This is a genomic window from Vasconcelosia minhoensis LEGE 07310, from assembly GCF_015207255.1.
GTDB classification, from domain to species: Bacteria; Cyanobacteriota; Cyanobacteriia; order Phormidesmidales; family Phormidesmidaceae; genus Vasconcelosia; species Vasconcelosia minhoensis.
The window spans coordinates 1-19,789 of the sequence record NZ_JADEXG010000017.1; the positions used below are offsets into that span (position 1 = coordinate 1).

The 19,789-nt window shown below is 55.0% G+C and carries 17 protein-coding genes and 1 pseudogene; 7 read left to right on the plus strand and 11 right to left on the minus strand.

The features are described 5' to 3' along the window. Nucleotides 1-137: 137 nt before the first annotated feature. Nucleotides 138-2,945, minus strand: a complete 2,808-nt coding sequence (gene treY, locus IQ241_RS09015) for a malto-oligosyltrehalose synthase (RefSeq protein ID WP_193906208.1) — start codon at nt 2,943-2,945, stop codon at nt 138-140. Nucleotides 2,946-3,001: 56 nt separating this feature from the next. Continuing rightward, nucleotides 3,002-4,822: a malto-oligosyltrehalose trehalohydrolase gene (treZ, locus tag IQ241_RS09020; RefSeq protein WP_193906210.1), complete on the minus strand. Its 1,821-nt coding sequence runs from the start codon at nt 4,820-4,822 to the stop codon at nt 3,002-3,004. 191 nt (nt 4,823-5,013) lie between these two features. On the opposite strand from treZ, the gene IQ241_RS09025 reads away from it, so the two are divergent. Then, nucleotides 5,014-5,646 carry a DedA family protein gene (locus tag IQ241_RS09025; RefSeq protein WP_228021522.1) on the plus strand — a complete coding sequence of 211 codons (633 nt, stop codon included), beginning with the start codon at nt 5,014-5,016 and terminating at the stop codon, nt 5,644-5,646. A gap of 115 nt (nt 5,647-5,761) precedes the next feature. Here IQ241_RS09025 and IQ241_RS09030 read toward each other — a convergent pair whose 3' ends face one another. Then, nucleotides 5,762-6,763 (minus strand): phosphoribulokinase, encoded by a 1,002-nt coding sequence (locus tag IQ241_RS09030; RefSeq protein WP_193906212.1) that lies wholly within the window; start codon nt 6,761-6,763, stop codon nt 5,762-5,764. Between the two features lie 492 nt (nt 6,764-7,255). On the opposite strand from IQ241_RS09030, the gene petH reads away from it, so the two are divergent. From petH to IQ241_RS26455, 5 genes are all read left to right on the plus strand, one after another. Then, on the plus strand, nt 7,256-8,476 hold the full coding sequence (petH, locus tag IQ241_RS09035) for a ferredoxin--NADP reductase (protein WP_193906214.1): 1,221 nt from the start codon (nt 7,256-7,258) through the stop codon (nt 8,474-8,476). A gap of 130 nt (nt 8,477-8,606) precedes the next feature. Next, a complete protein-coding gene (locus IQ241_RS09040) occupies nt 8,607-9,902 on the plus strand; it encodes a homoserine dehydrogenase (RefSeq protein ID WP_193906216.1) in 1,296 nt (431 codons plus the stop codon). 12 nt (nt 9,903-9,914) lie between these two features. Further along, the gene (gene prmC, locus IQ241_RS09045) at nt 9,915-10,823 is read left to right on the plus strand and encodes a peptide chain release factor N(5)-glutamine methyltransferase (protein ID WP_193906218.1); all 909 of its coding nucleotides are present in this window, start codon (nt 9,915-9,917) and stop codon (nt 10,821-10,823) included. 197 nt (nt 10,824-11,020) lie between these two features. After that, nucleotides 11,021-11,209: a hypothetical protein gene (locus tag IQ241_RS09050; RefSeq protein ID WP_193906221.1), complete on the plus strand. Its 189-nt coding sequence runs from the start codon at nt 11,021-11,023 to the stop codon at nt 11,207-11,209. A gap of 30 nt (nt 11,210-11,239) precedes the next feature. Next, on the plus strand, nt 11,240-11,353 hold the full coding sequence (locus IQ241_RS26455; RefSeq protein ID WP_193906223.1) for an NAD synthetase: 114 nt from the start codon (nt 11,240-11,242) through the stop codon (nt 11,351-11,353). 537 nt (nt 11,354-11,890) lie between these two features. Here the strand turns inward: IQ241_RS26455 and IQ241_RS09060 are convergent. The 4 genes and pseudogenes from IQ241_RS09060 to IQ241_RS09070 form a co-directional block, all read right to left on the minus strand. Beyond that, on the minus strand, nt 11,891-13,000 hold the full coding sequence (locus tag IQ241_RS09060) for an XRE family transcriptional regulator (protein WP_193906225.1): 1,110 nt from the start codon (nt 12,998-13,000) through the stop codon (nt 11,891-11,893). 197 nt (nt 13,001-13,197) lie between these two features. Further along, on the minus strand, nt 13,198-13,590 hold the full coding sequence (locus IQ241_RS09065; RefSeq protein ID WP_193906227.1) for an endonuclease domain-containing protein: 393 nt from the start codon (nt 13,588-13,590) through the stop codon (nt 13,198-13,200). A gap of 224 nt (nt 13,591-13,814) precedes the next feature. Beyond that, nucleotides 13,815-14,075, minus strand: a pseudogene (locus IQ241_RS26460) (DNA methyltransferase); the annotation flags it as partial. 181 nt (nt 14,076-14,256) lie between these two features. After that, complete coding sequence (locus tag IQ241_RS09070) at nt 14,257-14,688, minus strand: DUF29 domain-containing protein (protein WP_193906229.1); 432 nt, start codon at nt 14,686-14,688, stop codon at nt 14,257-14,259. 238 nt (nt 14,689-14,926) lie between these two features. On the opposite strand from IQ241_RS09070, the gene IQ241_RS09075 reads away from it, so the two are divergent. Next, nucleotides 14,927-16,666, plus strand: a complete 1,740-nt coding sequence (locus IQ241_RS09075) for an SWIM zinc finger family protein (protein WP_193906232.1) — start codon at nt 14,927-14,929, stop codon at nt 16,664-16,666. A 63-nt stretch (nt 16,667-16,729) separates the two neighbouring features. Here IQ241_RS09075 and IQ241_RS09080 read toward each other — a convergent pair whose 3' ends face one another. The 4 genes from IQ241_RS09080 to IQ241_RS09095 form a co-directional block, all read right to left on the minus strand. After that, complete coding sequence (locus IQ241_RS09080; RefSeq protein ID WP_193906234.1) at nt 16,730-17,287, minus strand: Uma2 family endonuclease; 558 nt, start codon at nt 17,285-17,287, stop codon at nt 16,730-16,732. A gap of 44 nt (nt 17,288-17,331) precedes the next feature. Next, nucleotides 17,332-17,985, minus strand: a complete 654-nt coding sequence (locus tag IQ241_RS09085) for a DUF3318 domain-containing protein (protein WP_193906236.1) — start codon at nt 17,983-17,985, stop codon at nt 17,332-17,334. Nucleotides 17,986-18,074: 89 nt separating this feature from the next. Further along, nucleotides 18,075-19,145: a tRNA dihydrouridine synthase DusB gene (gene dusB, locus IQ241_RS09090; protein ID WP_193906238.1), complete on the minus strand. Its 1,071-nt coding sequence runs from the start codon at nt 19,143-19,145 to the stop codon at nt 18,075-18,077. Between the two features lie 118 nt (nt 19,146-19,263). Beyond that, nucleotides 19,264-19,758 (minus strand): GNAT family N-acetyltransferase, encoded by a 495-nt coding sequence (locus IQ241_RS09095; protein WP_193906240.1) that lies wholly within the window; start codon nt 19,756-19,758, stop codon nt 19,264-19,266. Nucleotides 19,759-19,789: the final 31 nt, after the last annotated feature.

Below are 19,789 nucleotides of genomic sequence, written 5' to 3' on the forward strand. Positions count from 1 at the left end.
ATCAGCACTTTCGGTCATTATCTCACAGTTGTGTATACACAGTAGCCCCCCGGGAGAGGGATTTAGGGTGTAGACGCCAAAGCGGCTTCTCGAAGAGTGGGCGAACCGGTACGCTATTTAATTGCCATTCCCTTAGCCTACAGGTCAACCGGATGGTTTTCGCTCACCAGCAGCGCCACTGGAAAATGCCGCAGCACCTCCCCTACCGAGATCACATTGTCGGCAGCAATCGTGCGGTCCGTGATCCACTCGCACCAGCTGGCCTCGGCCCCGCCGGGCAGCTCGATCTGCGTATCGTTCCAAATTTTAGCACCCAGCGGGTATTCCCCGGGTTGGATCAGCTCGGTCAGAAAGCGGGGCGCGATCGCGACAATCGTTCGTTCCCCCTTATGACGGGCAAAGGCAATCAGATTATCAGCATGTTTGCCAACCGTTTTAATCGGGGCATAGCTGCCATTTTGCAGCACCTGGCGGAACTGATTGCGCAGGGCCAATCCGCGCATCGTTAAAAAGAGCTTGATCCGCCCGTCGGTACGGCGGCTGAGCAGCTCCTTCATCAGCTTTTCTTTATCGGTCTGCCAGTCCTTTTGGATGCTCTTCAGCGCCGTCAGCCGTCGGTCGTAATCCACCGGGCGGCGGTTGTCGGGGTCAACCAGGCTCAGATCCCACATTTCGGTGCCCTGATAAAAGTCGGGAATGCCGGGGGCAGTCATTTTAATCAGGGTCTGGGAAAGCGCATTGTAGATGCCATAGTCAGCGATCTTCTGCTGAAAAGATTGCAGCTGCTCTAGAAACGGATTTTCGGGTGAGGGGGTGAGCAGCGCCTCCACAAAGTTGACAAAGCCTTCTTCATATTCGGTGTCAGGCCGCAGCCAGGCGGTGTAGACCTTGGCCTCGCGGACGGCTTTGACCACGTAGTCTTTCACCCGCTGCTTAAACGAGTCCAGCTCACCGGGGTCAAAGGGGAAGGCGCCGACCAGCGTCTGGTAGAGAAAGTATTCGTCGTTCGGGTCAGGCACTAGGTGCCCGCTGAGGGACTGCTTGTGGGGCTGGTTGAGCTCACTCCAGGTTTTGACCTGCGATCGCCATTCCGCCGGCAGCTCTGAAATTGCATTCAGCCGGGCTCGCACGTCCTCACTGCGCTTAGTGTCATGGGTGGAAGTGGCGTTGAGGGTATAGGGCCAGTTTTCATACTGCCGCTGGTTGTACTCGTGGAAATCCATCAGCGACAGGCCGAAATGCTCGGGCGAACCGCCCACTTCATTCAGGCTGATAAACCGGTTGTAGACATAGAACAGCGTATCTTCGACCCCTTTTGCCATTAGCGGCCCGGTAAACTGCTGCAGCCGCATGACAAAATGCAGCCACTCCGCCCGTTCGTCTTCGGGCAGCGAGTCTTCGTACTCCAGCAGCAAAAATCGCTCGATCAGATTGAGCTCATTCAGCAGCTGGGGAATCCGTTTGCGGGCCGCTTGAATGGCGGTGCGAATATACTTCAGGTCGCGCTGGGCTACCCCCCGCTGGTTAATGTAGGTGCAGTAGATGGGAAAAGTCACCAGCACTTCTTGAATCGCCGTCTTCAGACCGCTAGCGGTGAGGTCGCGGCCATAGCGATACTGGCTGGCGACTTTCTTCAAAAAGCGGGCCAGGTTGTCAATATCGCCGACTAGGTTGGTGTCGGCAATCAGCTGCTTCTTCTCTAGAAAGAGCTGCTCATAGGGCGTCGTCACCCCGCTAAAGCGGCGATAGAACTGAGAAAACGGCTTACGATTTTGCTGCTGGCAGAACACGCCGTTGACGTAGTTCAAAAATTCATAGCCTGAGGTGCCCTGGACTGGCCAGTAGGAGGGTAGCTCTTCATTGAACTCAAGAATTTTTTCGATCACGATATAGAGGTCTTCTTTGCGCTCGCGCAGCCGCTTCAGGTAAACCGTCGGGTCGTAGAGGCCATCGATATGATCGATCCGCAGACCGTCAAAAGCGCCTGAATCCACCAGCTGAAAGATCAGCTTGTGCGTGTTCTTGAGCACTTTGGGGCTATCGATCTTCAGGCAAATCAGCTCGTTGACGGTAAAAAAGCGGCGGTAGTTCAGCTCCTCTGCCCCCACCTTCCAGAAAGACAGCCGGTAAAACTGCTCTAGCAGCAGCGAGTCCAGCAGGGTAAAGCTGCCCGGCTTACCGGGCTGGCCGTTAAAGGTCTCGATGTTCTGATCGATAAAGGCCTTGACTTCCTGATTGTCCTGGTACAGCTCCCACAGCATTTGCTTGACAAAGGCCGACTGGTCTTTGCGCTGCTGCAGCGCCATCTCTGGAAAGGTGTCCTTGAGCAGGTACAGAATCCCCAGCAGCTTGATGTAGTCGGGATGCTGACGGCCCAGGCGACGGCGCAGCCAGTGCAGGTCATGGGTCAAGAACTGGGCGTAGGACTCAATTCTGAGGGGAAACTGCAGGGCGTAGTAGTTGACCTTGAGGCCATCTTTGTCATAGCTGATCTGAATTTCGCCGCGCTCCAGACAGCGATCGTAAAAGTCGCCCAGCATTGGCGCTAGCAGCTTGCCCTGAATATCGTCGGAATGCTCCCACTCAATGTCGAAATAGTCAAAATACTGGGAGTGGGGACCATGCTCCAGCACGTCCATCAGGTACTGATTCTGCCCGTCGTAGGCCATGTGGTTGGGGACGATATCTTGCAGCCAGCCCATCCCCCGCTCGTGCAGGTCGCTGATTAAGGCGTCGAACTCGCCGCGATCGCCCAGTTCCGGGTTGAGCTGGTTCTGATCGACCACGTCGTAGCCATGCCTACTGCCCGACCTCGCTTTGAAAATTGGCGAGGCGTAGATATCTGAAATGCCCAAGGCATCCAGATAGGACGCAATCTGCTTGGCCTCCTGAAAGCCAAAATCCGGATTGAACTGAAGTCGGTAGGTCGCGATCGGGATACGCATGGCTTACTCACAGGAGGATGTTCTAAACAGGGGAGCGGACAGACCAATCAAAACCGCTAGGTCTTAACGGTGGCATAAAGGACGACACTACGGGGTGAGATCGATACTGCGGTCTGGCTCAGGGTCTCGGGAGCTTCTGAGCCGGGGCCGTCCCACTCGGGCGCGGCGGAGTCAATCTGCTTTTGCCAGGATAGGTTAGTGGTAAAGGTAATCTTAGCGGCGGATTTGCCAAAGTTCATCAGGCACAGCAGTTGGCCTTGAGGCAGCTGCCGCAGGTATTGGACGGTCTGGCTGGCTTCGTCGAAGTCAACTTCAATGTCTTCTGGCCGGGAAGGAGTCGCGATCGCGAGCTGCTTTCTCAGCTCAATCAGCCGCTGGTAAAAGGCGTACAGCGTTCCCTGCTGGCCCTGACCTCGCTTGTCCCACTGGAGAGTGGACTGCTTCAGGGTTTTCTCGCTGGCCGCATCGGGCGGCTCACCGGTGGCATGGAAGTCTTTGAACTCTTCCTTGCGACCCTGGCGTACGGCGGCAATCAGGTCGGGATCCCCATGATCGACGAAGTATAGAAAGGGCGACTCCTCACCGTACTCTTCGCCCATAAACAGCATGGGAATGTAGGGCGAGAGCAGCAGCGCCCCCGCCGCCAGCTTCAGCGCCTCAAAGGAAACCAGATGGGTGAGCCGGTCGCCCATCATCCGATTACCCACCTGGTCGTGGTTTTGGACGCAGACGACAAACTGGTTTGAGGGCAGGTCGCCGGCATCGCTGCCGTGGTAGCGCTGGCGAAAGCTGGAGTACTTCCAGGCGTACACAAAGCGTTCCTTAATCGCCAGCGCCAGCGCTTCGCAGCTGCCAAAGTCGGCGTAGTAGCCGGTGCGCTCTCCGGTCAGCAGAGTATGCATGGCGTGGTGGAAATCGTCACTCCACTGGGCGTCGATGCCATAGCCGCCTTTTTTGGGCGAGCGAATGATCCGGGCGTCGTTCAGGTCGCTTTCGGCTATCAGGTAGGCCGGAGACTGCCGGGTTTCGGCAAAGGCTTGTACCGCGTCGGACAGTTCCAACAGCAAGTGCTTGGCGCCAAAGTCGTAGATGGCGTGAATGGCGTCGAGCCGCAGGGCGTCGATGTGGTAGTCCTGAAACCAGCAGAGCACGTTCTGAATTACATAATTCCGGACACCGGTGCTGTAAGCATCGTCAAAGTTGATAGCGCTGCCCCAGGGCGTCTGATACTTGTCGGTGACGTAGGGGCCGTAGAGCCCGGTATAGTTGCCCTCTGGTCCAAAGTGGTTGTAGACCACGTCCATAATCACGGCCAGCCCCGCCTGATGGCAGGCGTCTACCAGCCGTTTCAGCCCTGCCGGACCACCGTAGGAATTTTGCACGGCAAAGGGCAATACGCCGTCGTAGCCCCAGTTGCGCTCTCCCGGGAACTGGGCCACCGGCATAATTTCAACCGCAGTGATACCCAGATCGAGCAGGTCGCCCAGCCGAGGAATCACCGCGTCGAAGCTGCCCTCTGGAGTAAACGCGCCGATATGTAGTTCATAGACAATATAGTCCTGGAGCGGAATGCCCTGCCAGCCTTCATCCTGCCAGTCGTACTGGCTGTGATCTACGACCTGAGAAGGTCCATGGACGCCCTCAGGCTGAAACCGCGAAGCCGGGTCGGGCCGACCGTCGCCCCCGTCAATGTGATAAAAGTATTGGCTGTCGGCGGCTAGACCCTTCACTTCGGTCTGCCAGTAGCCCCGCTCATGGGGCTGAAGCGGCAGCCGCTTCGCTTCGGGGCTGACCAGCTCGAGCTCAACCTGCGATCGCTCCGGCGCCCACACCGTAAACCGGCAGCGCTCTCCGTCATAGATGGCACCAATTTGCATATATTTCTAAGAAAACGGTATAAAGCTTCTGGGTAAAAATACTGATGAATCTCAGTACTAGCTGCTAGGGTATCGAAACGCCAACCGCTTTTCTTCATCTCTGGGATAGATGTGCTCAGCTTAGACTCCCCCCAGTAGGCGGACGCGTTTTTTTCAATTTCGCTGCATATTGGAATAAAATAGCGCTTTTTATGCCTGACCACACCACCATTCTTGAATGGATTACGAATGCGATCGCGACCCTGGGCTACGTTGGGGTGGCGCTGCTGATGCTCCTCGAAAACGTCATTCCGCCGATTCCCTCAGAAATCATCATGCCCCTGGCCGGGTTTGCCGCCGCCCGAGGCGAGCTTAATTTCGGCTGGGCCGTCTTTGCGGGAACGGTTGGCTCGGTTGCTGGGGCGCTGCTGTGGTACTACATTGGGCAGGCGCTGGGTATCGTCCGGGTCAAAAAGCTGGTCGATCGCTATGGCCGCTGGGTTAGCCTGTCGAGCCGAGACGTAGACATCGCCCAGCGCTGGCTGCTGAAGCGCGGCTACTGGGCCGTCGGCCTCTGCCGCGTGATCCCCGGCGTCCGCACCTACATCTCGATTCCAGCTGGCTTTGCACGGATGAAGATGCTTGGCTTTCTAACTTACTCCACCGTCGGCACGGTCATCTGGGTCGCCTTTCTCACCTACGCCGGCTACCTGCTGGGCGACAACTATGAGCGAATTGAAACCTACATTGCTCCAGTCAGTCGCGCCGTCATCATTGGCCTGATCGCCGCAACGGTGTTTTGGATTGCTCGCCGCCGGATGAATCCTCCCGAGCCGCCAGGATAAAGCCAGAAAAAAGCCAGAAAAAAGCCAGAAAAAAGATTGACTAAACGCCTAGTTAAAAAGGTGCTCGCTGAGCACCCTTTAGCATTTTCGGAATCGGTAAAGTCGGCCGACTGGGCTAGACGGTTGACTTGGCTGGAGCCTTAGCCGTTAACACTTCATAGGTCTCGCGCATCTTGAGCCCAACTAGGACCTGGAAAAGGCCGCTGCCGTTATTCGAGCCAGGATATTCGCGGTGCTTGAGCAGCAGCTCGGTCATTTCGCCATAGTTTTTAGTCGAGGTATTGCTGAGATGGCTCTCGATGTAAATCACCTCTTCTAGCCGATCAAACTGACCGTCAATCTCGAGCACCGAGACCTCTTTACCGTAGTAGCTATCGGGTCCGTAGTGCATCCGAATGCCGGGGTAGGAGCAGGTGAGCTTGCGACCGCAAGGAATCCAGTCGATGGTAGAGCCTTCGTCGAAGAGATAGACTGGGTCAAAGTTTTCGATTCCTTCGCGCTGAATCAGCCGCACCCTGAGGACCTTAGTTTCCTTATCGTCGGGAATGAGGTTAGTCGGCAGGATTTGAATGACGACGTCGGCATACTGCTTTTGGACGTCGATATAGGCTTTGAAGTCGGGCTTGCGGGAGTTGATGGCGGCCAGCACGTCTTCGTAGGTATGACCGCGCTCTTCCATATCCCGCTGGATCTTCCAGTTGATCTTGACCTCGTCGCTGATATCGAGGTAGACGCTAAAGTCGATCAGCTCGCGGACTCGCTCGTCATAGAGCGGATGTAGCCCTTCAATCACCACAATGTGGTTGGGCTCAACCCGCTCAGGGGGGTCCAGCTCGCCAGTTTCATGGTTGTAAATCGGCTTGTCGATTGCGTTCCCAGCTTTAATTGCCTTGATCTGCTCGTACATCAGATCAAAGTTATTCGCCTTGGGATTCAGCGCCGTCACCTTCTGCGCTTTTCGCTGCTTGCGGTCGAGGCTATGGTAGTCGTCGAGGCAGATCACGGTAATAAACTCTTCGCCGAATATCTCTTCCAAACGGCGCAGAAAAGTGGACTTACCGCATCCTGAATCGCCGGCAACTCCAATTAAAATGACTTTTTCTGGCTTACTGGCCATGGTTACCCTCTTAAAAAATGACAGCTGCCCCAGTCGTTAACCTGAAGCTTAATACTTGTATTGCTAAGGAGTGCTACAAGGATTTTGCCAAAAATGGGAGAATGACATCAATCCTGCCGCCGATCGCTCAACTCATCGCATCCGTTCCAAAACTTATCAGTTAAGGCTGTAAAGCCAAAGCTACAAAGCCAAAGTTTTTGAACCGTTTCGATCCCGTAAATCGAATTTTACCAGAAACCCCAGTTTCCTCACAAGCTAGCAGCTCAGCCGAAAGGTAGAGAAGTCTGGAAATGAAACTCACGTAACAGTCTACCTGAGAATGAATCGCTATTCTAATGTAGTAGTAAAAGCCGTGAATACTGTGCTGCTGCCAGCAAAGGCATAAGCGATTGGAGCTGCTTGAGGGACTTCTAAGCCCCTTTGAAGATGGATTCGCCCCTCTGACGATGATACTCTATATATCACGAGGATTTCGAGATACAAGAGTTAAGCATGTACAATCCAAGCATCAGCGGCGTTAAAGCCAATAGTACGGCCAATAGTCGGCTGTACGTCTATGAGATCGAAGGTCTGGGCCAGAACGGCGAGGCTAGCAATCTCAATGTCCCCATTCGGCGCAGCGGCAACATGTTCCTGACGGTTCCCTATAACCGGATGAATCAGGAAATGAAGCGAATCGCCAAGCTGGGGGGAAAAATCGTCAGCATTCGTCCGCTGGTCGGCGACACCATAGAAAATAACGGCAGCGCAGCTTCTACGGCCCAGTCCGCATCCGGAGATACCGATAGGCCCATGACTCAAGCCAAACCCAAAGAGCAGAAAAAGAAAGTTCCAGTCAACATTTACAAGCCCAAAGAGCCTTACATGGGCGCCTGCTTATCGAATGATGAGCTGGTTGCCGAGGGCGGGATTGGCACGGTACGTCACCTCAAATTTGACCTGTCCGAGGGGGATATGTACTACTTAGAGGGCCAAAGTATTGGCGTTATTCCCGAAGGCGAGGATGAGAAAGGCCGACCCCATAAGCTCCGGCTCTATTCCATTGCCTCGACCCGCCACGGTGATGACGTAGACGACAAGACGGTTTCACTCTGCGTACGCCAGCTAGTCTATGAAGATCCGGAGACGGAAGAGACGGTCAAGGGCGTCTGCTCGACCTATTTATGCAACATGGAACCGGGCACTAAGGTCAAACTTACCGGCCCGGTGGGCAAGGAGATGCTGCTGCCCGACGACCCCAACGCCAATATCATCATGATGGCGACTGGTACAGGCATCGCCCCGTTCCGGGCCTACCTCTGGCGGATGTTCAAGGAGGCCGAAAGGCAGGCCAACCCAGACTATCGGTTTAAGGGCTTTGCCTGGCTGATTTTCGGCATTCCCAAGACGCCTAATATCCTCTACAAAGAGGAGCTGGAGGCGCTTCAGGCCAAGTATCCCGATAATTTCCGCATCACCTATGCCATTAGCCGTGAGCAGAAGAACGAGGAAGGCGGTCGGATGTATATCCAGCATCGGGTGGCGGAACATGCCGAAGAGCTATGGAATCTGATCCAGGATGAAAAGACTCACACCTATATTTGTGGTCTGAAAGGGATGGAAGACGGCATCGATGCGGCCCTGGCCGAGCAGGCGTCCAAGTCTGACGTGGATTGGGAAGAGTACCGCCGGGCGATGAAGAAGAACGATCGCTGGCACGTGGAGACGTACTAAGCAAGTTTGGGGCGTTCAGAACTTGCCCTTGAATTTAAGCGCCCTTGAATTTAAGCGCCCTTGAATTTAAGCCAGGAGAGCCAGTGGGTTCTTCTGGCTTTTACAATTGGGGTGTCGCTTGGGGATTGGGATGGTTTTTAAGGTCGGGTTACTCGGACTGGGTACGGTTGGCACCGGCACCGCTAAAATTTTGCTAGACCCGGAAGGGCGGCATCCGCTGCTTCAGTCGATTGAAATTTGCAAGGTTGGGGTCAAGTCGCTGAGCAAATCCCGCCAGGTCAGCCTACCGCCCGACTGTCTGACAACCGACCTGGAGGCGATTGTCAGCGATCCTGCAATCGACGTTGTGGTAGAGCTGATCGGTGGGCTAGAACCGGCGCGATCGCTCATCCTCAAGGCCATCAAACAGGGCAAGCACATCGTCACCGCCAACAAGGCCGTAATCTCCCGCTACGGCGACCAGATTTTTACCGCTGCGAATCAGGCCGGGGTCTACGTCATGCTAGAGGCGGCGGTCGGCGGCGGCATTCCGGTGATTCAGCCGCTGAAGCAGGGTTTGGGGGTGAATCGCATCCAGGCCGTGACCGGCATCGTCAACGGCACGACCAACTATATCCTCACCCGGATGCAGAATGAGGGCGGCGACTTTGAGCCGATCCTGGCTGAGGCCCAGCGGCTGGGCTACGCCGAGGCCGACCCGGCTGCCGATGTAGACGGCTTCGACGCGGCGGATAAGATTGCCATTCTGGCCTCCCTGGCCTTTGGCGGGCGAATTAAGCGCGATGAGGTCTACTGCGAAGGCATTCGCCAGGTCAGCGCCGCCGATATTTCCTACGCCGACAAGCTGGGGTTTGTGATTAAGCTGCTCGCGATCGCGAAACGTCCCTATCCAAACCAGCCCGGCCTGCAGGTGCGGGTGCATCCCACCCTGGTGCCGAAGGCGCATCCGCTGGCCAGCGTCAACAGCGTCTACAATGCCATCCTGGTCGAGGGCGAGCCGATTGGGCAGGTGATGTTTTTCGGGCCGGGAGCCGGGGCGGGTCCCACTGCTAGCGCCGTCGTGTCGGACATTATCAATATCGCTGCCACCCTCACCAGCGCCGCGACTCAGCCTGTCGCTAATCCGCTGCTGGCCTGCTCCCACCAGCACTACAGTCCGATTATTCCGAACGCGGAGTTGTTTAGCCGCCTGTATCTGCGGCTGCTGGTGAAAGACCAGCCCAAGGTAATTGGCCGGCTGGGAAACTGCTTTGGCGACCACGGCGTCAGCCTGGAGTCGGTGGTGCAGATTGGCATGCAGGACAAGATCGCCGAGCTGGTGGTGATTACCCACGAAGTGCAGGAAGGAGCTTTTCAGGCGGCACTGGATGAGATTCGCGGGTTTCCGGAGATTCAGGATATTCCTAGTTTGCTGCGGGTGCTGTAGGGGAGTGATGGAGTGGGTGAAGGGGTGGCGAGGGGGGTAGAGCTGGTGGCCTGGCGGCGGTGGGCGCAGCAGGCGGCCGCGGCGGGTGGCGTGCCGCTGGCTGAGGTGGATTGGTTTTTGCAGGCGATGACGGCTTTGGACGGGCTGGCGCTGAGGTTTGAAACTTACGCGGCTGAGGATTCGATTTCGCTGAACGTGCCGCTTGAAATCCTGTCTCAGCAATGGCGGCGGCGGGTTGAAGAGCGTGTTCCGGTGCAGTATCTGGTGGGTGAAACTCGCTGGCGGCAGTTTTCTCTGACGGTTTCGCCCGCTGTTTTGATTCCTCGGCCTGAAACTGAGCTGATGGTTGAGATTGTCAGTCAGGCGCTGGAGCGAAGTCCGCTGCGGGAAATTTTGCGGCGGGGTGACTGGGCGGATTTGGGGACGGGCAGCGGCGCGATCGCGCTGGCCCTGGCAAATTGCTTTCCCCAGGCTCGGGTGAATGCAGTGGATGTGAGTGCGGCGGCGATCGCGATCGCGCAGCACAATGCTGACCGCGCTGGCCTCAGCCGCCAGATTCAGTTCCACCAGGGCTCGTGGTTTGAGCCGCTGGCCGGGCAGCAGGGACTGGCTGGAATGGTTTCTAATCCGCCCTATATTCCGCATCGAACCGTTTTGACGCTACAGCCCGAAGTCACGCAGCACGAACCCCATCTTGCTCTAGACGGCGGCGATGACGGCTTGGATTGCATTCGCCATCTGGTGCAGACGGCTCCTCAATACCTCCAGCCCGGCGGCCTGTGGCTGGTGGAAACGATGGCCGGGCAGACCGAAGCGGTTGCGGCTTTACTGCGATCGCAGGGGCAGTATGAGAAAATCTCGGTCCATCGAGATCTGGCAGGACATCAAAGATTTGTACTCGCCCACCGCCGTAAGATGTGAGGATGGTCAATAATGGACGGTACGCTCAACAAGCTTCAGGGGCTAGTGCTTTGCGACCGCGCTCGCACTCTAGCCCGGTTGAGATTTTGTATTTATGATCTCTACACGGTGGGCGATTTCCTATTTGTTGAGGCCAAAAGCTGCGATGACGAGACAGCCAAGCGCATTTTTACAATTACGCCAGAGGGAGGCCTTCTGTGAATCTTAAAACTCTAAAGACTGAAGAAGTAAAGCAATATATCCGCGCTGAGCGAGAGAAAGGCCGGTCTATGAGCGAGATCGTTCAGGAAATTGCGGCGGTCCGAGAGGATTTCACTATTCTTTCGCATAATCCCGAAGTCGCTGAGCGCCAAATGCTTGAAGCGCTGGGCAAGCCTCACGTTTAAATAGGGCCAAATAGAGCAAAGGAAACATGCATGGAAAATGGGGCTTCGTTGGATTGGGTATTGGGGCTGGTTGCGATCGCAATTCTGCTCGGCGGCCTGTTTATGCTCTTCAGCGGCATCAGCGAAATGGGAAAACGAAAATAGTTAGTAATGGGGGGATGGGTGGTTTGTTTCCAGTGGCCAGTTAGCAGTTGAGGCAAGTTCTATCAGCTCTGGCTTTGGCATTCGGATCCCTTTCTGGACTAAGATGCTCAGCCACTTGCAGAGTTCAGCACTGATTAGGATTCGCCGCTGATCAATTTGCTGAATGATCCAAAGGGTGCCATGAACGGAAACTTGCTCCTGATAGCAAAGGTTTCTCAGCGGTTTTTCGTTGGTCAGCAGCAGACGATTAAAGTTTTTTGCGTAGTAAAAGCACAGGGCGTCTTGAAGGCTGAATGGGCCTCGGTGATAGAGCTGTGCAGATTGTACCCATTCGCGGCTGACAGCAATCTGCTGAATTCCGGCGGCTCGAATCTTGGTTAAAAGAAATAAGCTCATGCTTTCTTTAGCCCCCCTTCTTAAGGGGGGCTAAAGGGGGATCCTCGGGTGCTTTGAGGTATTGAGATCCCCCTCTGTCCCCCTTGAAAAGGGGGAGGTTAGAGCCCATATCGATCAGGATGTTGGCATCTGAGAGCAGAATCAAGCTTCAGCCTCCTCCAGCCAGGCGTTGAGCGATTCTCGGACTTTGATCAGAGGCTTGCCTAAGATTTCGGCGGCTCTAGAAATCGTGATCTTTCCCTGGCGTAGTGCCAGGTAAACCATGCGTTCTAGGCGGGTTAAATGCTCTGGCTGAGGCAGTGTCACAGGTTCATTATCGGCCCCGTACTTTTTATTCAAGATGCCGATCTGCTGGCCTTTTTGCTTTATGGTAATCAGTTTGGCCTGCCTGGCGCGGTATAGAACTGTTCGCAGGCTGACGCCATATCTCCGCTTGATATCCATGAGCAAAGGTTCTGGTAGCCAGCGATCGCGGTAGGCATGAAGCTCACGCCGGATCACGTCCTCCGGTAGCAGCACGGCTCCAGCAAAGTGATTGGCAGCTTTTTCGCTGGGGTCGCTGCGTTTGGATTTGTTGAACCTCAGGTGAGCTTTAATCTCAACGGAAATGCGGTATTCCTGGCGGTGAAAGACCAGGTGAGCCAGTTCGTGCAGGGCGGTAAAGAATTTTCGCTCGGTAGGATGGCTTTCATTGATGAAAATGGTTGCGCCGTCGGTTTCGGTATAGGCTGAAAAGCCTGAGATTTCTGGGGGCAGCGGATGTAGGATTGCCTTTAGCCCTTTTGACTCTAGCAGCGCCAATACATCGCCTAGCGGGCAAGCTTCGCCCACGCCAAGCCAGTCGCGAATTTCGCGGGCAACTTCCTCAACGATGTAGTCGTTGTAACCCTGTAGGGGACGCAGGGCGGGCAGGGTAGGGACTTCCTGTACCAGGGTTTCTACGAAGGCATAGTCTGCTGCTTTTTGGGAAAGCGTTGCTCGCAAGTAGGGATTCAAGGCTGAAGGATCATCAGCTCTGAACATGAGCCCTGGTTCAAAGGTTTCGGTTGCTGGCCGGGAAGTTTGTAGCAGCAGTTCGACGCTGACTCCCAAAGTCTGGGCAATTTTGGCTAGCTGAGCGACGGATGGCTCGCGGTCTTCCCGTTCCCAGGCTGCGATGGTTTGGCGGGTGACGCCGACGCGATCGCCAAGTTCTGCCTGAGATAGGCCAGACTGCTCTCTACAATGACGTATTAAATTAACATGTGTCATCTTTGTAGTTGATCATTCAGGGGGGCATATGTTATATAAATCTAACATGTACTATGTAGGTTTAGTCATGGCTAAGTCAAATTCTGGCAAACGGCGCGTCGTCCCGAATTAATGCGGAACCTCATCATCTTTAAAAGAGAGGCATGGCGACGGTTACCAGGTCAGGCTCAGGGCTATTCATCACCAGTCTCTGTGAGCTAACTGGCGTGAGGACCATGAGATTCTGGCCAATGCTGAATTTTGTGACACACAACATCAAAATTGTTGAGTACGTCTTGATTGGTGAACCGGACTACGCTCAGCCCATATTGCTCAAGTCTGTGAGTTCGTTGCTGATCGTAAGCCTGCCCGTCTTCAGTAAAGTGACTGTCTCCATCTACTTCGATGACGAGTTTGAGTGCTGCGCAGTAAAAGTCCACGATAAAATAGTCAATTGGACGCTGACGGAGAACGCGAAATTTGAAGTCTCTCAAAAAGTCAACCCATAGCTTCTTCTCTGCAGGAGTCATATTTTTACGCAGTTCTTTTGCCTGAGGTATCAGGTCTTGGTTGTAGGGGAGATGGAACTGGCTATGATTTAGCTTGTTCATGGGTTGACTGGTGTGGCGGTAGGGGAGATCCCCCCTAGCCCCCCTTAGTAAGGGGGGAAACGGATTCAAAGCCCCCCTTAGTAAGGGGGGAAACGGATTCAAAGCCCCCCTTAGTAAGGGGGATTTAGCGGGATCGGGCAGCGGCTCGAGCTACCGGAGATCCCCCCTAGCCCCCCTTGGAAAGGGGGGAACTGGATCTCAAAGTCCCCCTTTTCAAGGGGGATTTAGGGGGATCCTCCTACACTAAACACCTTCATGACTTCGTCGCCGAGGTGGTTGATCACCTTGACAGCAATGTGGCCCGACTTCGGTTTATTAAACGGGCGAGAGGTCTCGCTGTATAAGCTTTCCCAGGCTTCGAGGTCGATCTCGGCTTTGAGGGTGGTTTTTAGGGATTTGTAGGGGTCGTTTGCGCCGAGGAAGTAGGCGTGGCGGACGAAGGAGCTTCCTTCGTTGTAGTTGGTATCGATGAACCAGCAGGCGATCGCGAATCGTAATCCCCGGCGTCACGATTAGAAAGCCTCGGATCAAAAGGAATTGAGACGCAAATTTGTGCTGTCAGCACCCCTGAAATTGCCTGAATAGAGGCTAGCTCACCCTCCAAAAAAGTTCCCATTAAAATAAATCAACGAACAGTGAGTTTACTCTACTACTATGCTGAAATAGCTATTCTGGCAGCCAATCATCTGCTAGCACTCGCTCCGGAGAATAGGGGCAGACGTCTGGAAATGTGGAAACTTCCAGGCCAGTCTGGTTAGCGGCCTGACGACGGGCGCGCTGATAGCACTGATCCAGCTGGTCTGCAAGATAGTTTTCAAAACTGGGGCTATCTTCAACCGATAGCTCGATTTGCGTACGCGCGTCAGTCATCGAGTCTAGCCAGCTATCGGAGCGGCGCTGGGGCTGATATTGCCACTTGAGTAAATGCAGTAAAAGGCGAATGAGCTGACTAGCAACGGCTCGCCGCTCACGCTTGCCCAAGTCTTCAATCTCCTCAATCAGATGGGCCAGGTCAACCTCATCCCAGCGCCGCTCGCGCAAAAGCTGCGAAGTCTGATCGATCCAGGCATTGAAGTCTGTTAAATACGCTGTGTCCATATTTTGAGACTGACCGCCATCGGAGCGGGATTCAACGTACGCTAATCACTCAATAATAACGCTCGACGACTCAATTCATTGGCTGGGACGCGCTTAGAAGGAAAACAAAAATAGCGCTGGGTATAGGGAGCATGAAGGACAACCAGCGCATTTGAGCAGCCTGAACTTAGCGCCCTTAAGCGAGAAGCATAGGGGTAGTATGTAGGGAACTCGACTATAGCTTCAGGACAGTCTGGCGATGGCAACTTTCAGCGATATTCTGGATGAAGACCTGCTGATGGATCTAGCGGGCGATCGCTACTATGAGCGGGGTGTTGGCTATTTCGAGCGAGGGCGGGTGCATTCCCTCGCCCAGTATGACGAACGCATTACCGCTGAGGTTCATGGTACAGAGGTCTATCAGGTTCGGCTTTGGTTGGAAGACAACGAGCTGGCGTCTCGCTGCTCCTGCCCTTTGGGTGTGGAGGGGGCGTTCTGTAAGCACTGCGTTGCGGTCGGGCTGACCTGGATCGCTGAGCCGCCACTCTATCGGCCCGATGTAGCGGCCCCGGCCCGGGTGGGCATCACAATGGAGGATGTCCACGATTACCTAGCCCAGCAAGAACGAGACACGCTGGTCAGGATGATTCTCAACCAGGCCATGGAGGATACCCGCTGGCGAGAGTATTTGCTGATGAAGGCCGCCGCTAATCGGGCTGGCGGCGTTGACATTGGCACCTTTCGCAGAGCATTGAGAAGTGCGATTGCGGTTGACGGCTACGTTGATTACTACGCCGCCGATGGCTATGCCGAAGGCGTAGAAACAGCGATATATGGCCTGGAGGATCTGCTAAACGCAGGCTACGACAGCGATGTGGTAACGCTGAGTGAAGAAGCGATCGCGCTGCTAGAAGACGCCTTCAATGCCGTTGACGACTCCAGCGGCGGGCTCAGCCTGGTTGCCGACCAGGTGCAGGACCTCCACTATCGGGCCTGTGAAGCCGCTCAGCCGGACCCACAGGCGCTGGCAGAGCGGCTGTTCCACATGGAGTTAAATTCGGGATTTGGCTTTTTTCACAACGCACTGGAGACCTATGCCGACATTCTAGGTGAGGCGGGCCAGGACGCCTACCGAGAACTGGTAGACACTGAGTGGAAAAAGCTGCCCGAGGTAGTGCAGCCAGGCGACCACAGCTTTAGCTATCGCCGCTCCCAGCTCAGCCGGATGAAAGAAGCGCTGGTGAGCGCTACTGGAGACCTGGAGGAGCTGGTCGCCGTGATTGCCCAAGACCTGTCCCAGCCCTCTCGCTATCAGCGGATTGCCGAGATTTATCAGGAGGCCGGGCAAACCGACGCGGCTATTGACTGGGCTGAGCAAGGGGTCGATGCATTTGACGCCTTTCGTACAGGTCAGCTCAGCGACTTTTTGATTTCGGCCTACGAGCAGCAGGGACGATTCAACGATGCGGTGAATCTGGTCTGGGAAGCGTTTTCCCGTCGGCCTTCTCTTCAGCTGTACCAAAAACTCAAGCGGCAGGCAGATAAAGCTCAGCGCTGGCCTGATTGGCGCGATCGCGCCCTAGACCGCGCTCGGCTGGCCAGCGCTGGCCAACAGCCCAACGGCCCTAGATTTCAACCGCTCCAGAACTCGCTCCTGGTCGAAATCTTTTTATGGGAGGGGGACCTCGATCAGGCTTGGAAAGCAGCCAAGTCGGGAGGCTGTAGCCGAAACCTTTGGATGCAGCTGGCAGAGGCTAGGGCTGCCGAACATCCCGAAGATGCGCTATCGGTTTACCGGCCTGCAATTGAGCCGCTAATTGACCAGACCCACAACGATGCCTATCGCCAGGCTGTTGATCTGATCGTCAAGGTTGAGGATTTGATGAAAAAGCTCGACCGGAAGGCAGAATTTGAACAATTTCTGGCAGAGCTCAGCACGACCTACAAGCGCAAACGCAACTTTATCAAGCTCCTGAATCACAGGGGATTGCTTCGGTAGGTCACATCCCCTTTCTCAGCGGGAAACCAAACATTGGCATGAGTCATCTTGGCGGATTAACGCCTATTGATCTGTAACCATGAAAAAAACGCTATCAGCCGTTACCTCTAGAGTCATCTCTGACAAAGTGGGAAGTGGACTGGCCCCTCGACATACCGATGGTTCTTGCCGAGGTGCAAACACGAGAACAGAACGGTCGTCTGGATCGATCATCCACCCCAGCTGGCAGCCATATTTGATGCAGTGCAAGAGATTGTCGATAACCCGATTTGCCGATTGATCGGGCGAGAGAATTTCAATCGACCAGTCAGGCGGTTCGAGAAAATTATCCTCAGGCTCTCCCGCTTCGTTCACTTGAATTCGGTTCCAGGCAACGACCGCGACATCGGGAACAACCGATCTACCACCAAAAGTGCATCGGAGTTCAGGTAGGGCTGTGTAAGCTTGACTATGGCTATCTATTTCAGCCAGCAGTCGCTTCTGTAGAATAGAGTGGCGCGCTTTTGGCATCGGCTTCTGCAACGCAACCCCGTCTACATATTCCCATGCTGGCGATTCCTCAACATGGGGAAATTGGAGGAACTTTTCGAGGGTCAGCTTTTGAGTTAGTGAGGCAGACATGGCTGAAGTTTCGATGAAGTCTACTTAGCCGTCATTTGCTCAACTTAATAAGACGGTCGGGGTTCGCGATCGGCTTTGGCTCGCTCCTTTGCCTTGTTGGCGCTCTTCTTCAACGCTTCCAGTCGGCGGATAAAGCGATCGCGCTGCTTTTTCTTCGGGGTTTGCTCAATTAGGGTTTTAAGAGCGCTGCCTAGACTCTTGTAGGCGTTGGGCAGGGTGTAGCCAAAGCGAGTCGCGATCGCGATCGCCTTTTCATCGGCGTCGATCGCTTCCTGGAGCGTTTTCTGATTGTTGTTACGCTTATAGAGTCGCCAGCCTGACACGCCGCAGAGGCCCATCGCCAGCAGCAGCAGTAGCCCGTCCTGCACCCAGAGCTCGCCCACTGCGCCACCCAGGCCGATCGCTAGGGCCGCCATTTCCCAGCCGTCGCGGGGAATCGTGTCGTTTTGCACCCGCGCCACCTCATGCCAGAACAGCAGATTGCGCTGGTCGATCGCCAGCTGCTCCCACTTAATCAGGTCAATCTGCACCTCGATCTGGTCGCGGCCCAGCTCTTCGCAGGTAATCAGCGGCGGCGCTACATCGGTCGCGGGCTCAACCGTCACCCAGCTTTGCAGCTCCGGCGGCAGCAGCGTTCTCAAACGACGAAGCTCGCCCATATCAGTTCGGGGGGAGCTGTAGCTAGCGTAGGAAGTCATGGGCTGAGTCTCGGTAGGCTGAACAGTTCGGGGTCGCCGCAGCCCAGCTGAACTGCGATCGCCCGTCTGAAGCAGGGCTATTCTCAGAATTATAGCGCTACCGCTGCCGGTGCGGCAGCCTCGATGGCTTCTAGGGCCGCGATTGCCTGGTCCAGCAGATCGTGGCCCTGCTCGACCGACTCAATCCGGCAAAGGCGATCGCGCCAGTCCGCCGCGCCCACAAAGCCTTTGGCATACCAGGCCATGTGCTTGCGGGACTGACGGATGCCGCTGTCACCTTTGTATTCCCACAGCAGGGTCAGGTGTTCGCGGGCGCAGAGCAGCCGTTCCACCGGCGTCGGCCCGGGGCGGCGCTGGCCGGTTTTAAGAAAATGGTCGATTTCGCCCACCAGAAAGGGATTGCCCAGCGTCCCCCGCGAGCACATCACGCCGTCAGCACCGGTCAGCTCCAGACAGCGCACCGCCGCTGCGACCGAGTCAATATCGCCGTTGGCAATCACCGGAATCGTCAGCGCCTGCTTGACTTTAGCAATCCAGTCCCAGCGGGCTGCACCGTTATAGCCCTGGGCCCGGGTGCGGCCATGCAGGGTCAGTAGCTGCGCCCCGGCGTCGGCCATCTGCTGGGCAAACTTCACCGCATTAATGGCGTCATCTGACCAGCCCAGGCGGGTTTTCACCGTCACTGGCACGGCGACCGCACGGCTGACAGCGGCGACAATTTTCACGGCGGTTTCTGGCTCCTGCAGCAGGGCCGAACCGCCGCCGTTCTTGGTAATTTTATTCACCGGACAGCCCATGTTGATATCGACCACGTCGGCCCCCTGATCGACCGCCCGGCGGGCGGCCTCGGCTAGGAACTCAGGCCGCCGGTCAAACAGCTGGATGCCGATTGGCCGCTCGTCGGGGTCAATGTCCATGATTCGCGGCAGCGATCGCAGCTGGCACAGCTCAGCCGCGCTGACCATTTCGGAATACATCATTGAAGCGGGCGCATGGCGTCTCACCAGCCGCCGAAACACCCGGTCGGTGACGCCCGACAGCGGCGACTGGAGTACCCGGCTATGAACTGCCACCGAGCCAATTTGTAGTGGCTGGGACAGTCTGGCCTGGAGCATGGGGGATAGCGTCAACGAGCTGAGCAAAGCTTGTGTAGCATTCATTCTGGGTATAACGGTTAAATGAGCTTCGGTAATAGCCTTCAACCCAAAACTCAAATTTATATTCTGTCCGCTCCATCTCAATCATTGCGGCAGGTAAGTTATGCAATGTAATCAGTTACTACTGATTCGTAAAAGCAGAGTTTATAGAAATATTTGTTTCGACCTGTGATTGCGTCTTTGCTGTTTTCAACATCATGGTCATTTTAGGATGATTTGAGAATCCATGCTTTTCATAGAAAGTTGCGGCTGGGCTATCGCGTACTGTTAACAGATAAATCATGCTGACACCCTTACTTACGAGACCTTGGTAAAGCATATCTATGATTTGTGAGCCAATACCACTTCGCTGATTGATGGATTGAACACACATTTCTTTTAAATAAAAATGCTTATCTTCGTACCATACCTCAGTATAACCAAGAGCAAAGCCGGAAATTTTATCTTCTAAAATCGCAATAATACCATAAGATCCTGGGGTGTCATAGCAGTCCTTTAACCTCCTCAGGGCTATTTCTTGACTCCATGTTTCATTCCAAGGCGAACTACTGAAGACTGAGGCAAATAAGTCGGCGCACTCTCTGAGATGACAAGGTTCAATAGGTTGTATTTTCATTTGCTAATGATATAGCTCATATTTTTGAGCT